Raw genomic sequence first — 14,428 nt, 5'->3', positions numbered from 1 at the left:
AGGCAACGCGGCGCATCAGGCGAGCACCGCGCCCTTCGGTACGGCAAGGCCGCGCGCGACCGCCGGCCGGGCCATCAGCCGTTCGTACCAGGCGGCGATGTTCGGTGTGTCCTCGAGCCGACGCTCCGCCCAGCCATGCCGGCCGATCCAGGGCAAGGCCGCCATATCGGCGATCGAATACGCGGCGCCCGCCAGGTAGGGCACCTCGCCCAGCCGGCTGTCGAGCAGGCGATAGACGCGCTCGACCTGCGCCAGCGCATGGGCCCGCGCGGCCTCCGGCTTCTCGGGGGCAAGTTCCGTCCAGTGATGCGCCTGGCCGGTCACGGGCCCGAGCCCGGTCAGCGCGACCATCAGCCAGGCGAGCGTCGCCGCGCGTTCCGGGCCATCGACCGGAAGGAAGCGGCCATGCGCCTCGGCGAGGTGGATCAGGATCGCGCCGCTCTCGAACAGCACGAGCGGCGGGCCCTCCGCATGCTCCTCCAGCAGGATCGGCACCTTGCCGAAGGGGTTGAGCGCGAGGATTTCGGGCGCGAACTGCTCGCGCCGGCGGATGTTCACGCCGGTCACGCCGTAGTCGAGCCCGAGTTCCTCGAGCAGGACCGAGACCCTGTGCGTGTTCGGCGTCGCCCAGCCATAGAGGTGGCGACGCGTGACGGTGCTGCCCATGCGATGTCCCATGCGAGTGGCCGCGAGCCTGCCGCAGCACGCGGCCGCGGGAAAGCCGGGGGTATCGCCGGCTGCGCCGAATGTCCTAGCCTTCCGGCCAAGAACAGGAGGATGCGTCCATGATCACCCGTCGTGCCCTCGCGGGCACTGCTGGCGCGCTGTTCGCCGCGCCCGTCGTCCATGCCCAGGGCACCTGGCCGGACCGCCCGCTTCGCTTCGTCGTCGGCGCCAATGCGGGCGGCGCATCGGACATCTTCCTGCGCATGATGGAAAACCGCCTGCGCGAGAAGCTCGGCCAGCCGCTGGTGATCGACCCGCGGCCGGGTGCGGGCGGCATGCTGGGTGCCGAGGTCGTCGCTCGCGCGGCACCCGACGGCTACAACTACTACATCAACCACATCGCATCGCATGGCATCGGCCCGACGCTGCACGCGCGGCGGCTGACCTTCGATCCGCTGAAGGACCTGCGCGGCGTCGCGCGGCTCTGCCGCATGCCCAACGTGCTGATCGTGAAGGGGGACGGGCCGATCCGCTCGGTGGTGGAACTCGTCGCCTATATCCGGGCAAACCCGACGCGGGCGACCTTCTCCTCGGCAGGAGCCGGGACGTCGTCGCACCTGTCCGGCGTGATGTTCGGCCAGCGCATCGGCGTCGAGACGACCCATGTGCCCTATCGCGGGACGGCGCCGTCCATGGCCGCCGTGATGAACGGTGAAGTGCTGTTCGCCATCGACAACGCGCCAGCGAGCCGCCAGCAGGTGCTGGCCGGGATGCTGCGCGCGCTGGCCGTCTCGACCGCGCAGCGCGCCAGCACCATGCCGGACATCCCGACGCTACAGGAACAAGGCATCGCCGAGTTCGACGTCGCCTCCTGGTACGGCATCGTCGCGCCCGCCGCCGTGCCTGACCCGATCATCCGCCGCCTCGGCGGGGAGATCATCGCGGCACTCGAGGACCCCGCGATCGCCCAACGCTTCCGCGACTTCGGCGCCGAACCCTGGCCGCTCGACGGCGCAGCCTACGACGCCTTCATGCGCCAGCAGGTCGAGGTCTGGGCACCGGTGGTCCGGGCCTCGGGCGCGACGGCGGACTGAAGCGGCGCGTCAGCCGCAGCGGACCGACATCCCCCCGTCCACGACGAGCTCGGTGCCGGTGACGAAGCGCGCCTCGTCCGAGGCGAGGAACAGCACGGCGTTCGCCGTGTCGCGCCCGTCGCCGGCGAAACCCATCGGAATGCGCGACAGGCGCTGCTTGACCAGCGCCTCCACGTCACCGCCGGCCCGCTGCTTCGCGAGCCGCACTTCGACCATCGGCGTGTGCATCTGCCCGGGGACGACCGTGTTCACCCGGATGCCCTTCGCCGCGTACTGCACGGCGACGACGCGCGAGAGCTGGATCACCCCCGCCTTCGACGCCGCATAGGCGACCTGCGCCGCGCCCGTCCAGCGGATGCCCGAGGTCGAGGCGAGGTTCACCACCGCCCCCTTCCCCTGCTTCTCCATCACCGGCAGCACGTGCTTGAGCGCGAGGAAGACGCTCTTCAGATTGGTGTCGATCTGGAGGTCCCAGACCTCCTCGCTCATCTCGACCGGCCCGCCGGCGGCCGAACCGCCGACGTTGTTGACCAGCACGTCGATGCGGCCGTGCCGCGCGACGACATCGGCGACCAGGGACGCGATCGCCGCGCCGTCGCGCACATCGAGCGTCGCCATCTCGAACCGTCCGTCCTCCGCGGCGATGCGTTCGGCCGTCTCGGTCATAGAGTCCGGATTGCGGTCGACGCCGACGACGATCGCGCCTTCCCGCGCGAGGCCGACGGCGATGGCGCGGCCATTGCCCCAGCCGGGGCCGACGCACCCGGCGCCGGTGACGATGGCAACCTTGCCGGCAAAGCGCTGGGACATGCGGTCCTCCGTGATCCTGGCCGCTGCTTAGCGCCGCACTTCCATCTGACGCAATGGCCTTCCATAACGTGGAAGTGCCCGCTAGAAGGGCCGGGTGAGGAAACCGACGAGAAGCCCGGGCGCGGATCCCGCGCCGCCGCGCGAGGCCGCGGAGCCGGACGGCAATGTCCGCGCCGTCGACCGCGCGCTCGCCCTTCTCCTCGCCTTCGGGGATGACGACCCCGCCCTGCCGCTCGCCGAGATCGCCCGCCGCACCGGCCTGCACATGACCACCGCGCTGCGGCTGCTCGGCACGCTGGAAGGCCAGGGCTTCGTGCAGCGCGTCGCCGGCGGCTATGCGCTCGGGCCGCAATTGCTGGTGCTAGGGGAACGCTTCCGGCGCGGGCTGCGGCTCGAGGACCAGGTGATGCCGGCGCTCGACCGGCTGCGCAGCGAAAGCCGGGAAAGCGCGGCCTTCTTCGCGCGGGACGGCGCGGCGCGGCGCTGCCTGTTCCGCCTCGACAGCCCGCAGCCGGTGCGCACCATCGCCCGCGTCGGCGAGGTTGCGCCGCTGGGCATCGGGGCGCATGGCCGCGCGCTGGTCGCGCTCGAGACCGAGCCCCGCCCGCGCCTGCCCATCGTCAGCCGCGGCGAGCGCCTGCCCGAGGTCGCGGCCATCGCCGCGCCGGTGCTCGACGCGCGCGGCCGCGTGGCGGGGTCCATCGGCATCACCATGCCCCTCTATCGCTTCGACGCGGCGGCGGAGGCGCTCTGCCTGCCGCTCGTGCTGCGCGAAGCCGCCGCGCTGACCCGCGCCCTGGGCGGCGACCCCGCCCCCATCACGGCCCAAGCCTGACCCGGAGGAAACCGCCCATGCCCCGCCTGGACCTGCCGCCCGAGGAGGCAATGACCGAAGCCCAGAAGGCCGCCGTGGCGGAGGCCGTCTCCGGCATCCGCGGCCGCGTCCCCGCGCCAATGGTCGCCTGGCTGCAGAACCCGGAGCTCGCGAGCCGCGGCCAGAAGCTCGGCGAGTTGCTGCGCTACCAGACGGCGCTGGAACCCCGCCTGTCGGAACTCGCGATCCTGGTCTGCGGCCGCCACTGGACGTCGCATCACGAATGGACCGCGCATAAGCGCGAAGGGCTGAAGGCGGGAATGGACCCCGAGGTGATCGCCGCCATCGCCGCGCGCCGCACGCCGAGCCTGCGCGATGCGCGCGAACAGGCGGTCTACGACGTCTCGACCACGCTGCTGTCCACCGGCCGCGTGCCGAAGCCGCTCTATGAGTCCGGCGTCGCCGCACTCGGCGAACGCGGCATGGTCGAGCTGGTCGGCATCCTCGGCTACTACTGCCTGGTCGCGCTGACGCTGAACACCTTCGAGCTCGGCATTCCCGGCTCCATCGCCCCCGAGCTCAACGACCCCGAATTCCCGGGAGCCGGCGCATGACCCACAGCATGCAGCAGCACCAGATTCCGGTGCGCGAGGATTGGCTCGCGACCTGCGTCGAGGATGCGATCGACCCCGCCCAGCCCATCATCGACCCCCATCACCACCTGTGGGACCAGCCGGGCTGGCGCTACCTGCTCGATGAATTGCTCGCGGATCTCGCGACCGGGCACGACGTGCGCGCGACGGTCTATGTGCAGTCCTCGCGGTCGCTGCTGCGCGCCGACGGGCCTGCGGAGATGCGCGCGGTGGGCGAGACCGAATTCGCCAACGGCGTCGCGGCGATGTGCGCGAGCGGCCGCTACGGCGCCATCCGCGCCTGCGCCGGCATCGTGGGTGCGGCCGACCTGCGGCTCGGCGCCGCGGTCGCACCGGTGCTCGAGGCGCATGCGAAGGCCGGCGGCGACCGCTTCCGCGGCATCCGCCACATCGCGACCTGGGACCCGGACCCCGCGATGCTCAACCCGTCCTACACGCCGCCCGAGGACATGATGGACAGCGCGGGCTTCCGCGCCGGCATGGCCGAGCTCGGCAAGCGGGGGATGACCTTCGACGCCTGGATCTACTTCCACCAGCTGCCGAAGCTGGTCGCGCTGGCGCGCGCCTTCCCGCAGGTGCCGATCGTGCTCGACCATTGCGGCGGCATCCTCGGCATCGGGCGCTATGAGGGGAAGCGCGACGAGGTCTTCGCGGCCTGGTCGGGCCACATGCGCGACCTCGCCACCTGCCCGAACGTGATGGTGAAGGTCGGCGGCCTCGGCATGCGCCTGCCCGGCTTCGGCTTCGAGACGCGCCCGCGCGCCCCCTCCTCGGCCGAACTGGCCGAGGCCTGGCGCCCCTGGATGGAGCACTGCATCGAGACCTTCGGCGCCGCGCGCTGCATGTTCGAAAGCAACTTCCCCGTCGACAAGGGCGGCTATGCCTACGCGATCGGCTGGAACGCGATGAAGCGCATCGCCGCGGGCGCGAGCGCATCCGAGAAGACCGATCTCTTCTGGCGGAGCGCCGCGCGCTTCTACCGCCTGCCCGAGATCGCCTGAGACAACGACACGACGGAGGACTCCCCATGCGACGCAACGTGATTGCCGCCGCCCTGCTCGGCGCGCTGGCCGCCCTGCCGGCCGCGGCGCAGGACAATTACCCCTCCCGCCCCATCCGCTTCGTGGTGCCCTTCGCGGCCGGGGGGCCGAGCGACATCGTCGCGCGCATCATGGCCCCGCACATGCAGCAGACGCTGGGCCAGCCCGTGGTGGTGGACAACCGCCCCGGCGCGGGCGGCGTGACGGGCGTGGACGTCGTCGCGAAGGCGGCGCCGGACGGCTACATGTTCGGCATCGGCAGCGCCGGCGCGCTCGCCATCTCGCCCAATCTCGGCCGCGGCACGCCCTATGACCCGGTGCGCGACCTCGCACCCATCACCCTCGGCGTGCTGGTGCCGGAACCCGTGGTGGTGCCGGCGGTCTCGCCCTACCGGACGCTGCAGGACCTGATCACGGACGCCCGCGCACGGCCGGGCGCGCTGAACTTCGGCACCACCGGCAACGGCTCCATGCCGCATCTCGCCGCCGAGCAGCTGCGCGCGGCCGCCGGGCTCGACATTGTGCAGATCGCCTACAACAGCGGCGGGCAGCTCGCGACCGCGGTGCTGCGCAACGAGGTGCAGCTCGGCTTTGCGGACCTGCCCGTGCTGCTGCCGCAGATCAATGCGGGGGCGATGCGTGCGCTCGCGGTCGGGACGCCGGAACGGCTGACCTGGATCCCCGACGTGCCGACCTTCCGTGAGCTCGGCCTGCCCTCGGTCGACGCCAGCAACTGGCATGGGCTGGTGGCGCCCGCGCGGACCCAGCCCGCGGCGCTCGAGGCCCTGCGCCGTGCGGCCATCGCCGCGCTGCAGGACCCCGATGTCCGGCGCCGCCTGCACGACCAGGGCGCCATCCCCGGCGGCAATCCGGCCGAGGAATTCGGCGCCTTCATCCGCAGCGAGAACGCCAAGTGGCACGAGGTGATCCAGCGGAACAACATCCGCCCGGATTGAGGCTCAGGCTTCCTCAGGCTCCTGCATCCGGCTGAGGCCATCCCTCAGCCGGTCCAGCAGCTGGAACAGCAGCACGCATTCCTCGGTCGTGAAGCCGTCGAGCGCGGAATCGTAATAGCGGCGGATGCTGCCGAGCATCGCGCCCCAGATGTCGATCCCCTGAGACGTCAGCCGCACATGGCGCAGCCGCCCATCGGCGCCGGCGGTGCGCACGCGCTCGACCAGGCCCGCCTGTTCCAGCCGGTCCAGCACGGCCGTGAGGTTCTGCCGGCTGACCATCAGGAAGCCGATCAGCTGCTTCACCGTCATGCCGCGCTCGCGGACCGAGGGGCGGGACAGCGCACCGAGCACGGCCCATTGCTGGGTGGTGGCGCCGAAGTCGCCGACCGCCTTCGTGCCCGTCTTATGCATGAGATTCGACGCCTGGTAGAGGCGCAGGAAGAGCCGGTTCGCCACGTCGAACCGGGCCTGCTCCTCGGCGGCGGCGCTTGCGGACGCCTGATCCATCAACCTATTGCCATTTCCATCTGAATGTAGCATACCCTTGTCATATCAGTTCCGCCAGCACGGAGGCACCATGCGCGGCCTGAAGGACAGGGTGGTCATCGTCACCGGTGGGGCCGGAGGCATCGGCAGCGCCACCTGCCGCCGCTTCGCCGAGGCGGGCGCGAAAGTCGCGGTCTTCGACATCGATGCCGCGGCGGCGGAGAGGGTCGCGGCGGCGATCGGCGGCGGTGCGAAGGCCTTCGCCTGCGACATCACCGACCATGCGGCGGTCACGGCTGCCGTCGCGGCGGCCGAGGCCGCGCTCGGCCCGGTGCATATCCTGGTCAACAACGCCGGCTGGGACGTGTTCCGCCTGTTCAAGGACAGCACGCCCGCCGAATGGCAAAAACTCATCGCCATCAACCTGGTCGGCGCGCTCAACATGCATCACGCCGTGCTGCCGGGCATGATCGCGCGCAAGGCGGGGCGGATCGTCAACATCGCCTCCGACGCCGCGCGCGTGGGGTCCTCGGGCGAGGCGGTCTATGCCGCTTGCAAGGCCGGTCTGCTGGGCTTCTCCAAGACGCTCGCGCGCGAACATGCCCGCCAGGGCATCACGGTGAACGTGGTCTGCCCGGGGCCGACCGATACCGCACTCTTCGCCGGCTACAAGGAAGGCGCGGGCAACCCCGAGAAGCTGGACGAGGCTTTCCGCCGCGCCGTGCCCATGGGCCGCATCGGCACGCCGGAGGACCTGCCCGGCGCCATCCTGTTCTTCGCGAGCGACGACGCCGCCTACGTCACCGGCCAGGTGCTGAGCGTCTCTGGCGGCCTGACCATGGCCGGATGAGGAAGGACGAAAGATCATGGAATACGAGGACATCCTCTACACGGCCGCAGATGGCGTCGCCACCATCGCCATCAACCGTCCCAAGGTGATGAACGCCTTCCGCGGGCGCACCTGCGAGGAACTGATCCACGCCTTCAACAAGGCCGGCTGGGACAAGTCCGTCGGCGTCATCGTGCTCACCGGCACCGGGGACCGCGCCTTCTGCACCGGCGGCGACCAGTCGGCCCATGACGGCAACTACGACGGGCGCGGCATCATCGGCCTGCCGGTCGAGGAATTGCAGTCCATCATCCGCGAGGTCCCGAAGCCCGTCATTGCCCGCGTGCAGGGCTATGCGATCGGCGGCGGCAACGTCCTCGCGACCATCTGCGACTTCACCATCGCCTCCGAGAAGGCGCAGTTCGGCCAGGTGGGCCCCAAGGTCGGCTCCGTCGATCCGGGCTTCGGCACGGCCTACCTCGCGCGGATCGTCGGCGAGAAGAAGGCGCGCGAGATCTGGTACCTCTGCCGCCGCTACACCGCCGCCGAGGCGATGGCGATGGGCCTGGTGAACACCGTCGTCCCGCACGACCAGCTCGATGCCGAGGTGGCGAAGTGGTGCGCCGAGATCCTCGAGAAGAGCCCGACCGCGCTCGCCATCGCGAAGCGGTCCTTCAACGCCGACACCGACAGCATCCGCGGCATCAGCGGCATGGGGATGCAGGCGCTCGCCATGTACTACGCCACCGAGGAATCCCAGGAAGGCGTCCGCGCCTTCAACGAGAAGCGCAAGCCCGACTTCCGGAAGCACCAGAAGTGACGACCGCCCTGACCGAGGAGCAGCGCGCCCTGCAGGAGGCCGCGCGACGCTTCGCCCGCGAGCGCATCGCCCCCGGCTACATGGCGCGCGAGAAGACCGGACGCGTCGACCGCGACCTGGTGCGGGAGATGGGCGCGCTCGGCCTGATCGGCGCCGACCTGCCGGAGGAACATGGCGGCCTCGGCGCGCCCTCGGTCACCGCGGGGCTGGCCATCGAGGCGGTCGCCCATGCCGACATCAATGTCTCCTACGTGCCGCTGCTCGCCTCGCTGAACGGGCAGATCATCGCGCGGCATGCCTCGGCCGAGCTGGCGGGCGAATGGATCCCGCGCATCGTCGCCGGCGAGGCGCTGTTCTGCATCGGCCTGACCGAACCGCGCGGCGGATCGGATGCGGCGAACCTGCAGCTATCCGCCCGGCGCGACGGCGACGACTACGTGCTGAATGGGGAAAAATCCTCCATCAGCATGGCCGACCAGGCCGATGCGGCGGTGATCTTCGCGCGCACCGGCGCGCCCGACAGCGGGGCACGCGGCGTCTCGGCCTTCCTCGTGCCGATGGATGCGAAGGGTGTCACCACGACGCGCTTCAACGACCTCGGCAGCCATGCCATCGGGCGCGGGTCGATTTTCTTCGACGACGTCCGGATCCCCGCGGCGAATCGCCTGGCCGAGGAAGGCATGGGCTTCGTCCAGGTCATGCAGGGCTTCGACTATTCGCGCGCGCTGATCGGGTTGCAGTGCTGCGCGGCGGCCCAGGCCTCGCTCGACGAATCCTGGGCCTATGTGCAGGAACGCCAGGCCTTCGGCGCGCCGATCGCGCAATACCAGGGCGTGACCTTCCCGCTCGCGGAAGGGGAAGGCCTCGTCGCCGCCATCCGGCAGCTCTGCTACCACACGCTGCGCCTGCGCGACGAAGGCGCGCCGCACACCGCCGAGGCCGCCATGTGCAAGTGGCTCGGCCCCAAGACCGCGGTCGATGTCATTCACCAATGCCTGCTGACGCATGGCCATTACGGCTGGTCGCTCGACCTGCCCCACCAGCAGCGGCTGCGCGACGTCATGGGGCTCGAGATCGGCGACGGCACGGCGCAGATCATGAAACTGATCGTGGCCCGCGAAAGGGCCGGCAAGGCGGCGGTGCAATACGCGACACGTCGCTGAGAACAAATCTGCAAGGGAGGAATGCATGGAGGTCCAGAAGGAGAGGCTGCTCGCCCGGCGCGCCGCCATGCGCGCGGCGGGCCATTGGCGCGACGAGACGCTGCTCGACCACCTCGCCCGCGCGGTCGCCGCAAGGCCCAGCCACACCGCAATCGTCGCGCGGCGTTCCGAGACCGGGGAGGCCCGGCGCATCACCTATGCCGAGCTCGACCGGCTCTCGACCCTCGTCGCGATGTCGCTGCGCGAACGCGGCATCGGCGCGGGCGACGTCGTCTCCTTCCAGCTGCCGAACTGGTGGGAATTCTCGGTCCTCCACCTCGCCTGCCTGAAGCTCGGCGCGGTCAGCAACCCGCTGATGGTGATCTTCCGGGAACGCGAGCTCGGCTTCATGCTCGGCCTTGCGGAATCGAAGGTGATGGTGGTGCCGCACCGCTTCCGCGGCTTCGACTACCCCGCCATGGTCGCCAATGTCCGCGACCGGCTGCCGGCGCTGAAGCACGTGGTCGTCGCCGGCGGCACCGGGCCGGATGCCTATGACACGCTGCTCTCGCCGCAGGGCGATCCCGCCGCCTTCCGCCCCGCACCGCCCTCACCCGACGACGTGATACAACTGCTCTACACCAGCGGCACCACGGGCGAGCCCAAGGGCGTCATGCACAGTTCGAACACGATGCTGTCGAACCTCGCGCCCTTCGCCGAACGCCTCGGCCTCGGCGCCGGGGACGTGATCCACATGCCCTCCCCGCTCGCGCACCAGCTGGGCTTCATGTACGGCATCGTGCTGCCGGTGATGCTGGGCGGCACCGCCGTGCTGCAGGACATCTTCGCGCCCGAGGAAATGGCCCGCCAGATCCGCGACGAGGGCGCGACCTTCACCATGGGCGCGACGCCCTTCCTCAACGACCTCACGGAACATGTCGCCCGCACCGGCGAGGGCACGCCGAGCCTTCGCGTCTTCGTCTCCGCCGGCGCGCCGATCCCGCGCGCGCTCGTGGCCAAGGCGCGCCCGACGCTCGGCGCCGCCGTCGTCTCGGCCTGGGGCATGTCGGAGAACGGTGCGGTCACCACCACCTATCTCGACGACGTCGAGGAGAAGGCCACCACCACCGATGGCTGCCCGCTGCCGGGGATGGAACTGCGCATCCTCGATGCCGAGGGAGGCATCGCGCCCTCCGGCGAGCAGGGCCGCCTCCAGGTGCGTGGCTGCTCCAACTTCGTGGGCTACCTCAAGCGCCCCGAGCTCGACACCACCGACCCGCAGGGCTGGTTCGACACCGGCGACCTCGCCCGCATGGACCCCGAGGGCTACATCCGCATCGCCGGCCGATCCAAGGACATCATCATCCGCGGCGGCGAGAACATCCCGGTCGTCGAGGTCGAGGGCCTGCTGTTCCGCCACCCCGCCATCGCCGAGGTCGCGGTGGTCGGCTACCCGGACGACCGCCTCGGCGAACGCGCCTGCGCCTATGTCCGCCTGCGCGAGGGCGCGAGCCTGACGCTCGCGGAGATGACCGCCTACCTGCAGGACCAGCGGATGGCGCGGCAATACATGCCGGAACGGCTCGAGATCGTGCAGGAACTGCCGCGCACGCCGAGCGGCAAGATCCAGAAGTTCCGTCTCAGGGAAATGGCGCGCGACTGACGGCGCCGGGAGGGGCGCCGCCCCTCCCGTCCGTCACTCAGATCGGCGCGCAGGCGGCGCGCAGCCAGGCGCGCGTCGGCTCCTCGACCTGCGGGCCGATCTCGGCCAGCACGCGTGCGTGATAGGCGTTGAGCCAATCCCGTTCGGCCGCCGTCAGCAGCGCCGGGTCGATCAGCGCGCGATCGAAGGGCGCGAGCGTCAGCGTCTCGAAGGCCAGGAACGGCTTCGTCGCATGCGGCAGCGCCGCCGGCACCACGAGCAGCAGGTTCTCGAGCCGGATGCCGTATTCGCCCGTCGCGTAGAAGCCGGGCTCGTCGGACAGGATCATCCCCTCGCGCAGCGGCACCACGCGCGCGGCGCGGCTGAAGGCGACCGGGCCTTCATGCACCGACAGGAAGGACCCGACGCCATGGCCGGTGCCGTGGTCGAAGTCGAGCCCCGCATCCCACAGCGCCCGCCGCGCCAGCGCATCGAGGTGCGGCCCCGCGACGCCCGCCGGGAACTTCGCGGTCGCCAGCGCGATATGCCCCTTCAGCACCCGCGTCACACGGTCCTTCAGTGCCGCCGGCGCGGTCCCCGGCCCGGTCCAGAGCGTGCGCGTGATGTCCGTCGTGCCGTCCATGAACTGGCCGCCGGAATCGATCAGGTAGACCTCGTCCGGCGCGATGCGGCGATTGGTCTCGGGTGTGACGCGGTAATGCACGATGGCGCCGTGCTCGCCGGCGCCCGAAATCGCCGGGAAGCTCTCGCCGCGGAACAGCGGCAGCGCGCGACGGAAGTCGAGCAGCTTCGCCGCGGCCGAGATCTCGGTCAGCCCGCCCTTCGGCGCTTCCTCGGCGAACCAATGGAGGAAGCGCGCCATCGCCGCGCCGTCGCGCCGGTGCGCGGCATGCGCGCCTTCTCGCTCCGCGGGGTTCTTGCAGGCGCGCGGCAGGCGGCAGGGGTCCTCGCCGGCGGTGATCTCGGCGCCCGCCTGGCGCAGCCAGTCGGAGAACCAGGCCGGCGTCGCCTCGGCGTCGATGCGCACGCGCTTGCCGCGCAGTTCGTCCAGCGCGTGGGGCAGTTCCTCGCGCGGCCGCACCACCACCTCGTTGCCGAGATGCGCGAGCGTCGCCCCCGGCACCTTCCGCGGCGCCATGAACAGGTCGACATGCGCATCCACATGGAGCAGCGCGAAGCCCAGCGCGAGCGGCGTATGCGCGAGGTCCCCGCCACGGATGTTGAGCAGCCAGGCCAGCGAATGCGGATCGGCCAGAACGACCGCGTCCTCGCCCGCCTCGCGCAGCGCGGCGGCGGCCTCGGCGCGCTTTTCCGCCGCGGGCTTGCCTGTGAAGCCGATCGGATGCGGCACCGCCTCGGCCATCGGCGCGGCCGGGCGGTCGGTCCAGGCGGCGTCGAGCGGGTTCGCCGCCAGCGGGGCGAAATGCACGCCCGGCACCTTCAGCCGCTCGATCGCGGGCGCGGCGTGCAGCCAGGGGTCGTAGCCGATGGTCAGGTCCTGGGCGTGGGCCTTCAGCCACTCCGTCGCCGGTTCCTCGGTGACGTGCCGGCATTCCCACAGCGCGGGGTCGGTCTGGTTGCGGACCTGCAGGGTGTAGCGGCCATCGGTGAAGACCGCGGCGCGGTCCGGCAGGACGATCGCCATGCCGGCGGACCCAGTGAAGCCGGTCAGCCAGGCCAGGCGCTCCCCTGCGGGCGGGACGTATTCGCCCAGGTGTTCGTCGGAGCGGGGGATGACGAAGCCCTGGACGCCGGCGTCGGCGAGGCGGGCGCGCAGGGCGGCGAGGCGTTGGGAGGGGCTCAGGGCTGTGATCCTTGTCACCTGCTCACTGCATGTATCCACAGGAAACAATGCGTCCAGCGCATGACTCATGCGTGGCCTTGGCGCATCACCTGTTGCACTGCAGCACCTAGATTGCGGCCTCGTAAGGTTGGCGCCCGATCAGGAGACGCCGACCACACCAAGGACACTTAACATGGACGCCCGTATCACCAAGGCCGAGGCTGCGCTGCTTCTCCCGGCCGCCACCCCCACCTCCCGCAGCGCCGCCGAGGCGGAGGCCGTGCGCCTCGCCGCCATCGCCGCCCGCGACGAAGCCGTGGCCAGCACCGTCCGTCGCGCCGCCGGCGCCGCCGCCCGCACCGTCGAGGCGCTGGCGCGCGCAATCGCGACCTTCCCGCAGCGCGTCGCGACCTACAACGCGCTGCGCGGCCTGTCGGATCGCGAGCTCCGCGACATCGGCATGACGCGCTACGACATCGGCCGGGTCTTCGAGCCCGGCTTCAACCCGCGCGCGGCGAACGACGCCGGCGAGCGGCCGGCCCCCCGGGCCGCCTGACGCGCCGGGGCCGCGGCTCCTCTCCCCTTCGGCCGCGGCCCCTCGCGCCGCGATTGATGCCCTGGCGCCCTCCGCTCTAGCCTCCCGCCCGTGACGGTGCGGGAGCCTTCGATGCGTCGCCTGCTGCTTGCCCTGCTGTGCTGGTTCGCGGGCATCGCCGCGGCCGCCGCCCAGGCCCCCTGCCCCGGCAATTTCGAAGGTCGCGGCGAGGCCGTCGCCTGCACCTGCTCGGCCGAGGCCGCCTCGGGCGGTTCGGTCTGGGGCAGCGGCCCCTACACCACGGACAGCCGCGTCTGCCGCGCCGCCGTCCATGCCGGGGCGATCCCGAGCACCGGCGGCCTGGTGCACGTCTTCCCCGCCCCCGGCGAGGCCGCCTATCGCGGCAGCACCGCCCATGGCGTCACCTCCATGGACTATGGCAGCTGGGGCGGGTCCTTCACGGTCACCCCGCCCGGCGGCACCGCCGCGCGGCCGCTGACCGCCTGCCCGGACAGCTTCCAGGATGCCAGCAAGACGATCTCGTGCAGTTGCACCGCGGCGGCGGCCGCCTCGGGCTCAGTCTGGGGCAGCGGCACCTATACCTCCGACAGCCGGATCTGCCGCGCCGCGGTGCATGCCGGCGTGATCCCCGCGACCGGCGGGGCGGTCATCGTCACCCCCGCCCCGGGGCGCGCGAGCTACGACGGCAGCGCCGCGAACGGCATCACCTCGAGCCGCTATGGCGCATGGAGTTCCTCCTTCACCGTCGCCGGTGTCGCCGCCCCACCGCCGCGCCCCGTCCTCGACGGACCGCCCGCCTGCCCCGCCGCCTTCGGCGGCCAGTCGGCGCCGTTCGCCTGCACCTGCACGGCCGAGGCCGCCGCGGCCGGGACCGTCTGGGGCACCGGCGTCTACACCACCGACAGCCGCGTATGCCGCGCCGCTGTCCATGCCGGCGTCATCCCGCCCGCCGGCGGGGTGGTGAACGTCGTCCCGGTGCCCGGGCTGCCGGCCTATTTCGGCAGCGCGCAGAACGGCGTCACCTCGGCCAATTACGGGCCCTGGAGCGCCTCCTTCTCCTTCCGCCGCTGAGCGCCTCGCGCATTTTCCGACCCGTCGGCCGCGGCACCGGCCGGC

Annotated in this window: 15 protein-coding genes; 11 read left to right on the top strand and 4 right to left on the bottom strand. The window is 71.5% G+C overall.

All coding sequences use genetic code 11. The features are described 5' to 3' along the window. Positions 1-15: 15 nt before the first annotated feature. Positions 16-666, bottom strand: a complete 651-nt coding sequence (locus tag GWK15_RS08705; protein WP_168040897.1) for a glutathione S-transferase family protein — start codon at positions 664-666, stop codon at positions 16-18. Between the two features lie 119 nt (positions 667-785). Between GWK15_RS08705 and GWK15_RS08700 the strand changes: the two genes are divergently transcribed. Then, entirely contained in the window at positions 786-1,760 is a 975-nt protein-coding gene (locus GWK15_RS08700; RefSeq protein ID WP_168040896.1) for a Bug family tripartite tricarboxylate transporter substrate binding protein, read from the top strand. Positions 1,761-1,769: 9 nt separating this feature from the next. Here the strand turns inward: GWK15_RS08700 and GWK15_RS08695 are convergent, their stop codons facing one another. Next, the gene (locus GWK15_RS08695) at positions 1,770-2,570 is read right to left on the bottom strand and encodes an SDR family NAD(P)-dependent oxidoreductase (protein ID WP_168040895.1); all 801 of its coding nucleotides are present in this window, start codon (positions 2,568-2,570) and stop codon (positions 1,770-1,772) included. 94 nt (positions 2,571-2,664) lie between these two features. On the opposite strand from GWK15_RS08695, the gene GWK15_RS26555 reads away from it, so the two are divergent. From GWK15_RS26555 to GWK15_RS08675, 4 genes are read left to right on the top strand one after another with little or no spacing between them, the layout of a single operon-like run. Then, positions 2,665-3,405, top strand: coding sequence for a helix-turn-helix domain-containing protein (locus GWK15_RS26555; RefSeq protein ID WP_168040894.1), 741 nt, complete (start codon positions 2,665-2,667; stop codon positions 3,403-3,405). A 17-nt stretch (positions 3,406-3,422) separates the two neighbouring features. Then, the gene (locus GWK15_RS08685; RefSeq protein ID WP_209442096.1) at positions 3,423-3,998 is read left to right on the top strand and encodes a carboxymuconolactone decarboxylase family protein; all 576 of its coding nucleotides are present in this window, start codon (positions 3,423-3,425) and stop codon (positions 3,996-3,998) included. Further along, positions 3,995-5,038, top strand: coding sequence for an amidohydrolase family protein (locus tag GWK15_RS08680; RefSeq protein ID WP_245211507.1), 1,044 nt, complete (start codon positions 3,995-3,997; stop codon positions 5,036-5,038). Before GWK15_RS08685 ends, GWK15_RS08680 begins: the two co-directional genes overlap by 4 nt. A gap of 26 nt (positions 5,039-5,064) precedes the next feature. Continuing rightward, positions 5,065-6,033, top strand: a complete 969-nt coding sequence (locus tag GWK15_RS08675; protein WP_168040893.1) for a Bug family tripartite tricarboxylate transporter substrate binding protein — start codon at positions 5,065-5,067, stop codon at positions 6,031-6,033. Between the two features lie 3 nt (positions 6,034-6,036). Here GWK15_RS08675 and GWK15_RS08670 read toward each other — a convergent pair whose 3' ends face one another. Beyond that, a complete protein-coding gene (locus GWK15_RS08670; RefSeq protein WP_168040892.1) occupies positions 6,037-6,540 on the bottom strand; it encodes a MarR family winged helix-turn-helix transcriptional regulator in 504 nt (167 codons plus the stop codon). A gap of 70 nt (positions 6,541-6,610) precedes the next feature. On the opposite strand from GWK15_RS08670, the gene GWK15_RS08665 reads away from it, so the two are divergent. Genes GWK15_RS08665 through GWK15_RS08650 form a run of 4 tightly spaced genes read left to right on the top strand, consistent with a single transcriptional unit; the run spans position 6,611 to position 10,973 of the window. Further along, a complete protein-coding gene (locus GWK15_RS08665) occupies positions 6,611-7,369 on the top strand; it encodes a glucose 1-dehydrogenase (RefSeq protein WP_168040891.1) in 759 nt (252 codons plus the stop codon). Between the two features lie 16 nt (positions 7,370-7,385). Next, a complete protein-coding gene (badI, locus tag GWK15_RS08660) occupies positions 7,386-8,168 on the top strand; it encodes a 2-ketocyclohexanecarboxyl-CoA hydrolase (protein WP_168040890.1) in 783 nt (260 codons plus the stop codon). Next, positions 8,165-9,331 (top strand): cyclohexanecarboxyl-CoA dehydrogenase, encoded by a 1,167-nt coding sequence (gene aliB, locus GWK15_RS08655; RefSeq protein ID WP_168040889.1) that lies wholly within the window; start codon positions 8,165-8,167, stop codon positions 9,329-9,331. The genes badI and aliB overlap by 4 nt, the downstream gene beginning before the upstream one ends. Before the next feature lie 25 nt (positions 9,332-9,356). Further along, entirely contained in the window at positions 9,357-10,973 is a 1,617-nt protein-coding gene (locus GWK15_RS08650) for a cyclohexanecarboxylate-CoA ligase (RefSeq protein WP_168040888.1), read from the top strand. Positions 10,974-11,010: 37 nt separating this feature from the next. On the opposite strand, the gene GWK15_RS08645 is transcribed toward GWK15_RS08650, so the two are convergent. After that, positions 11,011-12,786: a M24 family metallopeptidase gene (locus GWK15_RS08645; RefSeq protein ID WP_456306847.1), complete on the bottom strand. Its 1,776-nt coding sequence runs from the start codon at positions 12,784-12,786 to the stop codon at positions 11,011-11,013. Between the two features lie 163 nt (positions 12,787-12,949). Between GWK15_RS08645 and GWK15_RS08640 the strand changes: the two genes are divergently transcribed. Next, complete coding sequence (locus GWK15_RS08640) at positions 12,950-13,312, top strand: DUF1127 domain-containing protein (protein WP_168040886.1); 363 nt, start codon at positions 12,950-12,952, stop codon at positions 13,310-13,312. 111 nt (positions 13,313-13,423) lie between these two features. Continuing rightward, on the top strand, positions 13,424-14,383 hold the full coding sequence (locus GWK15_RS08635) for an LCCL domain-containing protein (RefSeq protein WP_168040885.1): 960 nt from the start codon (positions 13,424-13,426) through the stop codon (positions 14,381-14,383). Positions 14,384-14,428 lie beyond the last annotated feature (45 nt).

It is taken from the genome of Neoroseomonas oryzicola, assembly GCF_012163135.1.
Lineage (GTDB): Bacteria > Pseudomonadota > Alphaproteobacteria > Acetobacterales > Acetobacteraceae > Neoroseomonas > Neoroseomonas oryzicola.
The sequence above is the reverse complement of the archived record's forward strand: the minus strand, read 5'-3'. Positions and strand labels throughout refer to the sequence as shown.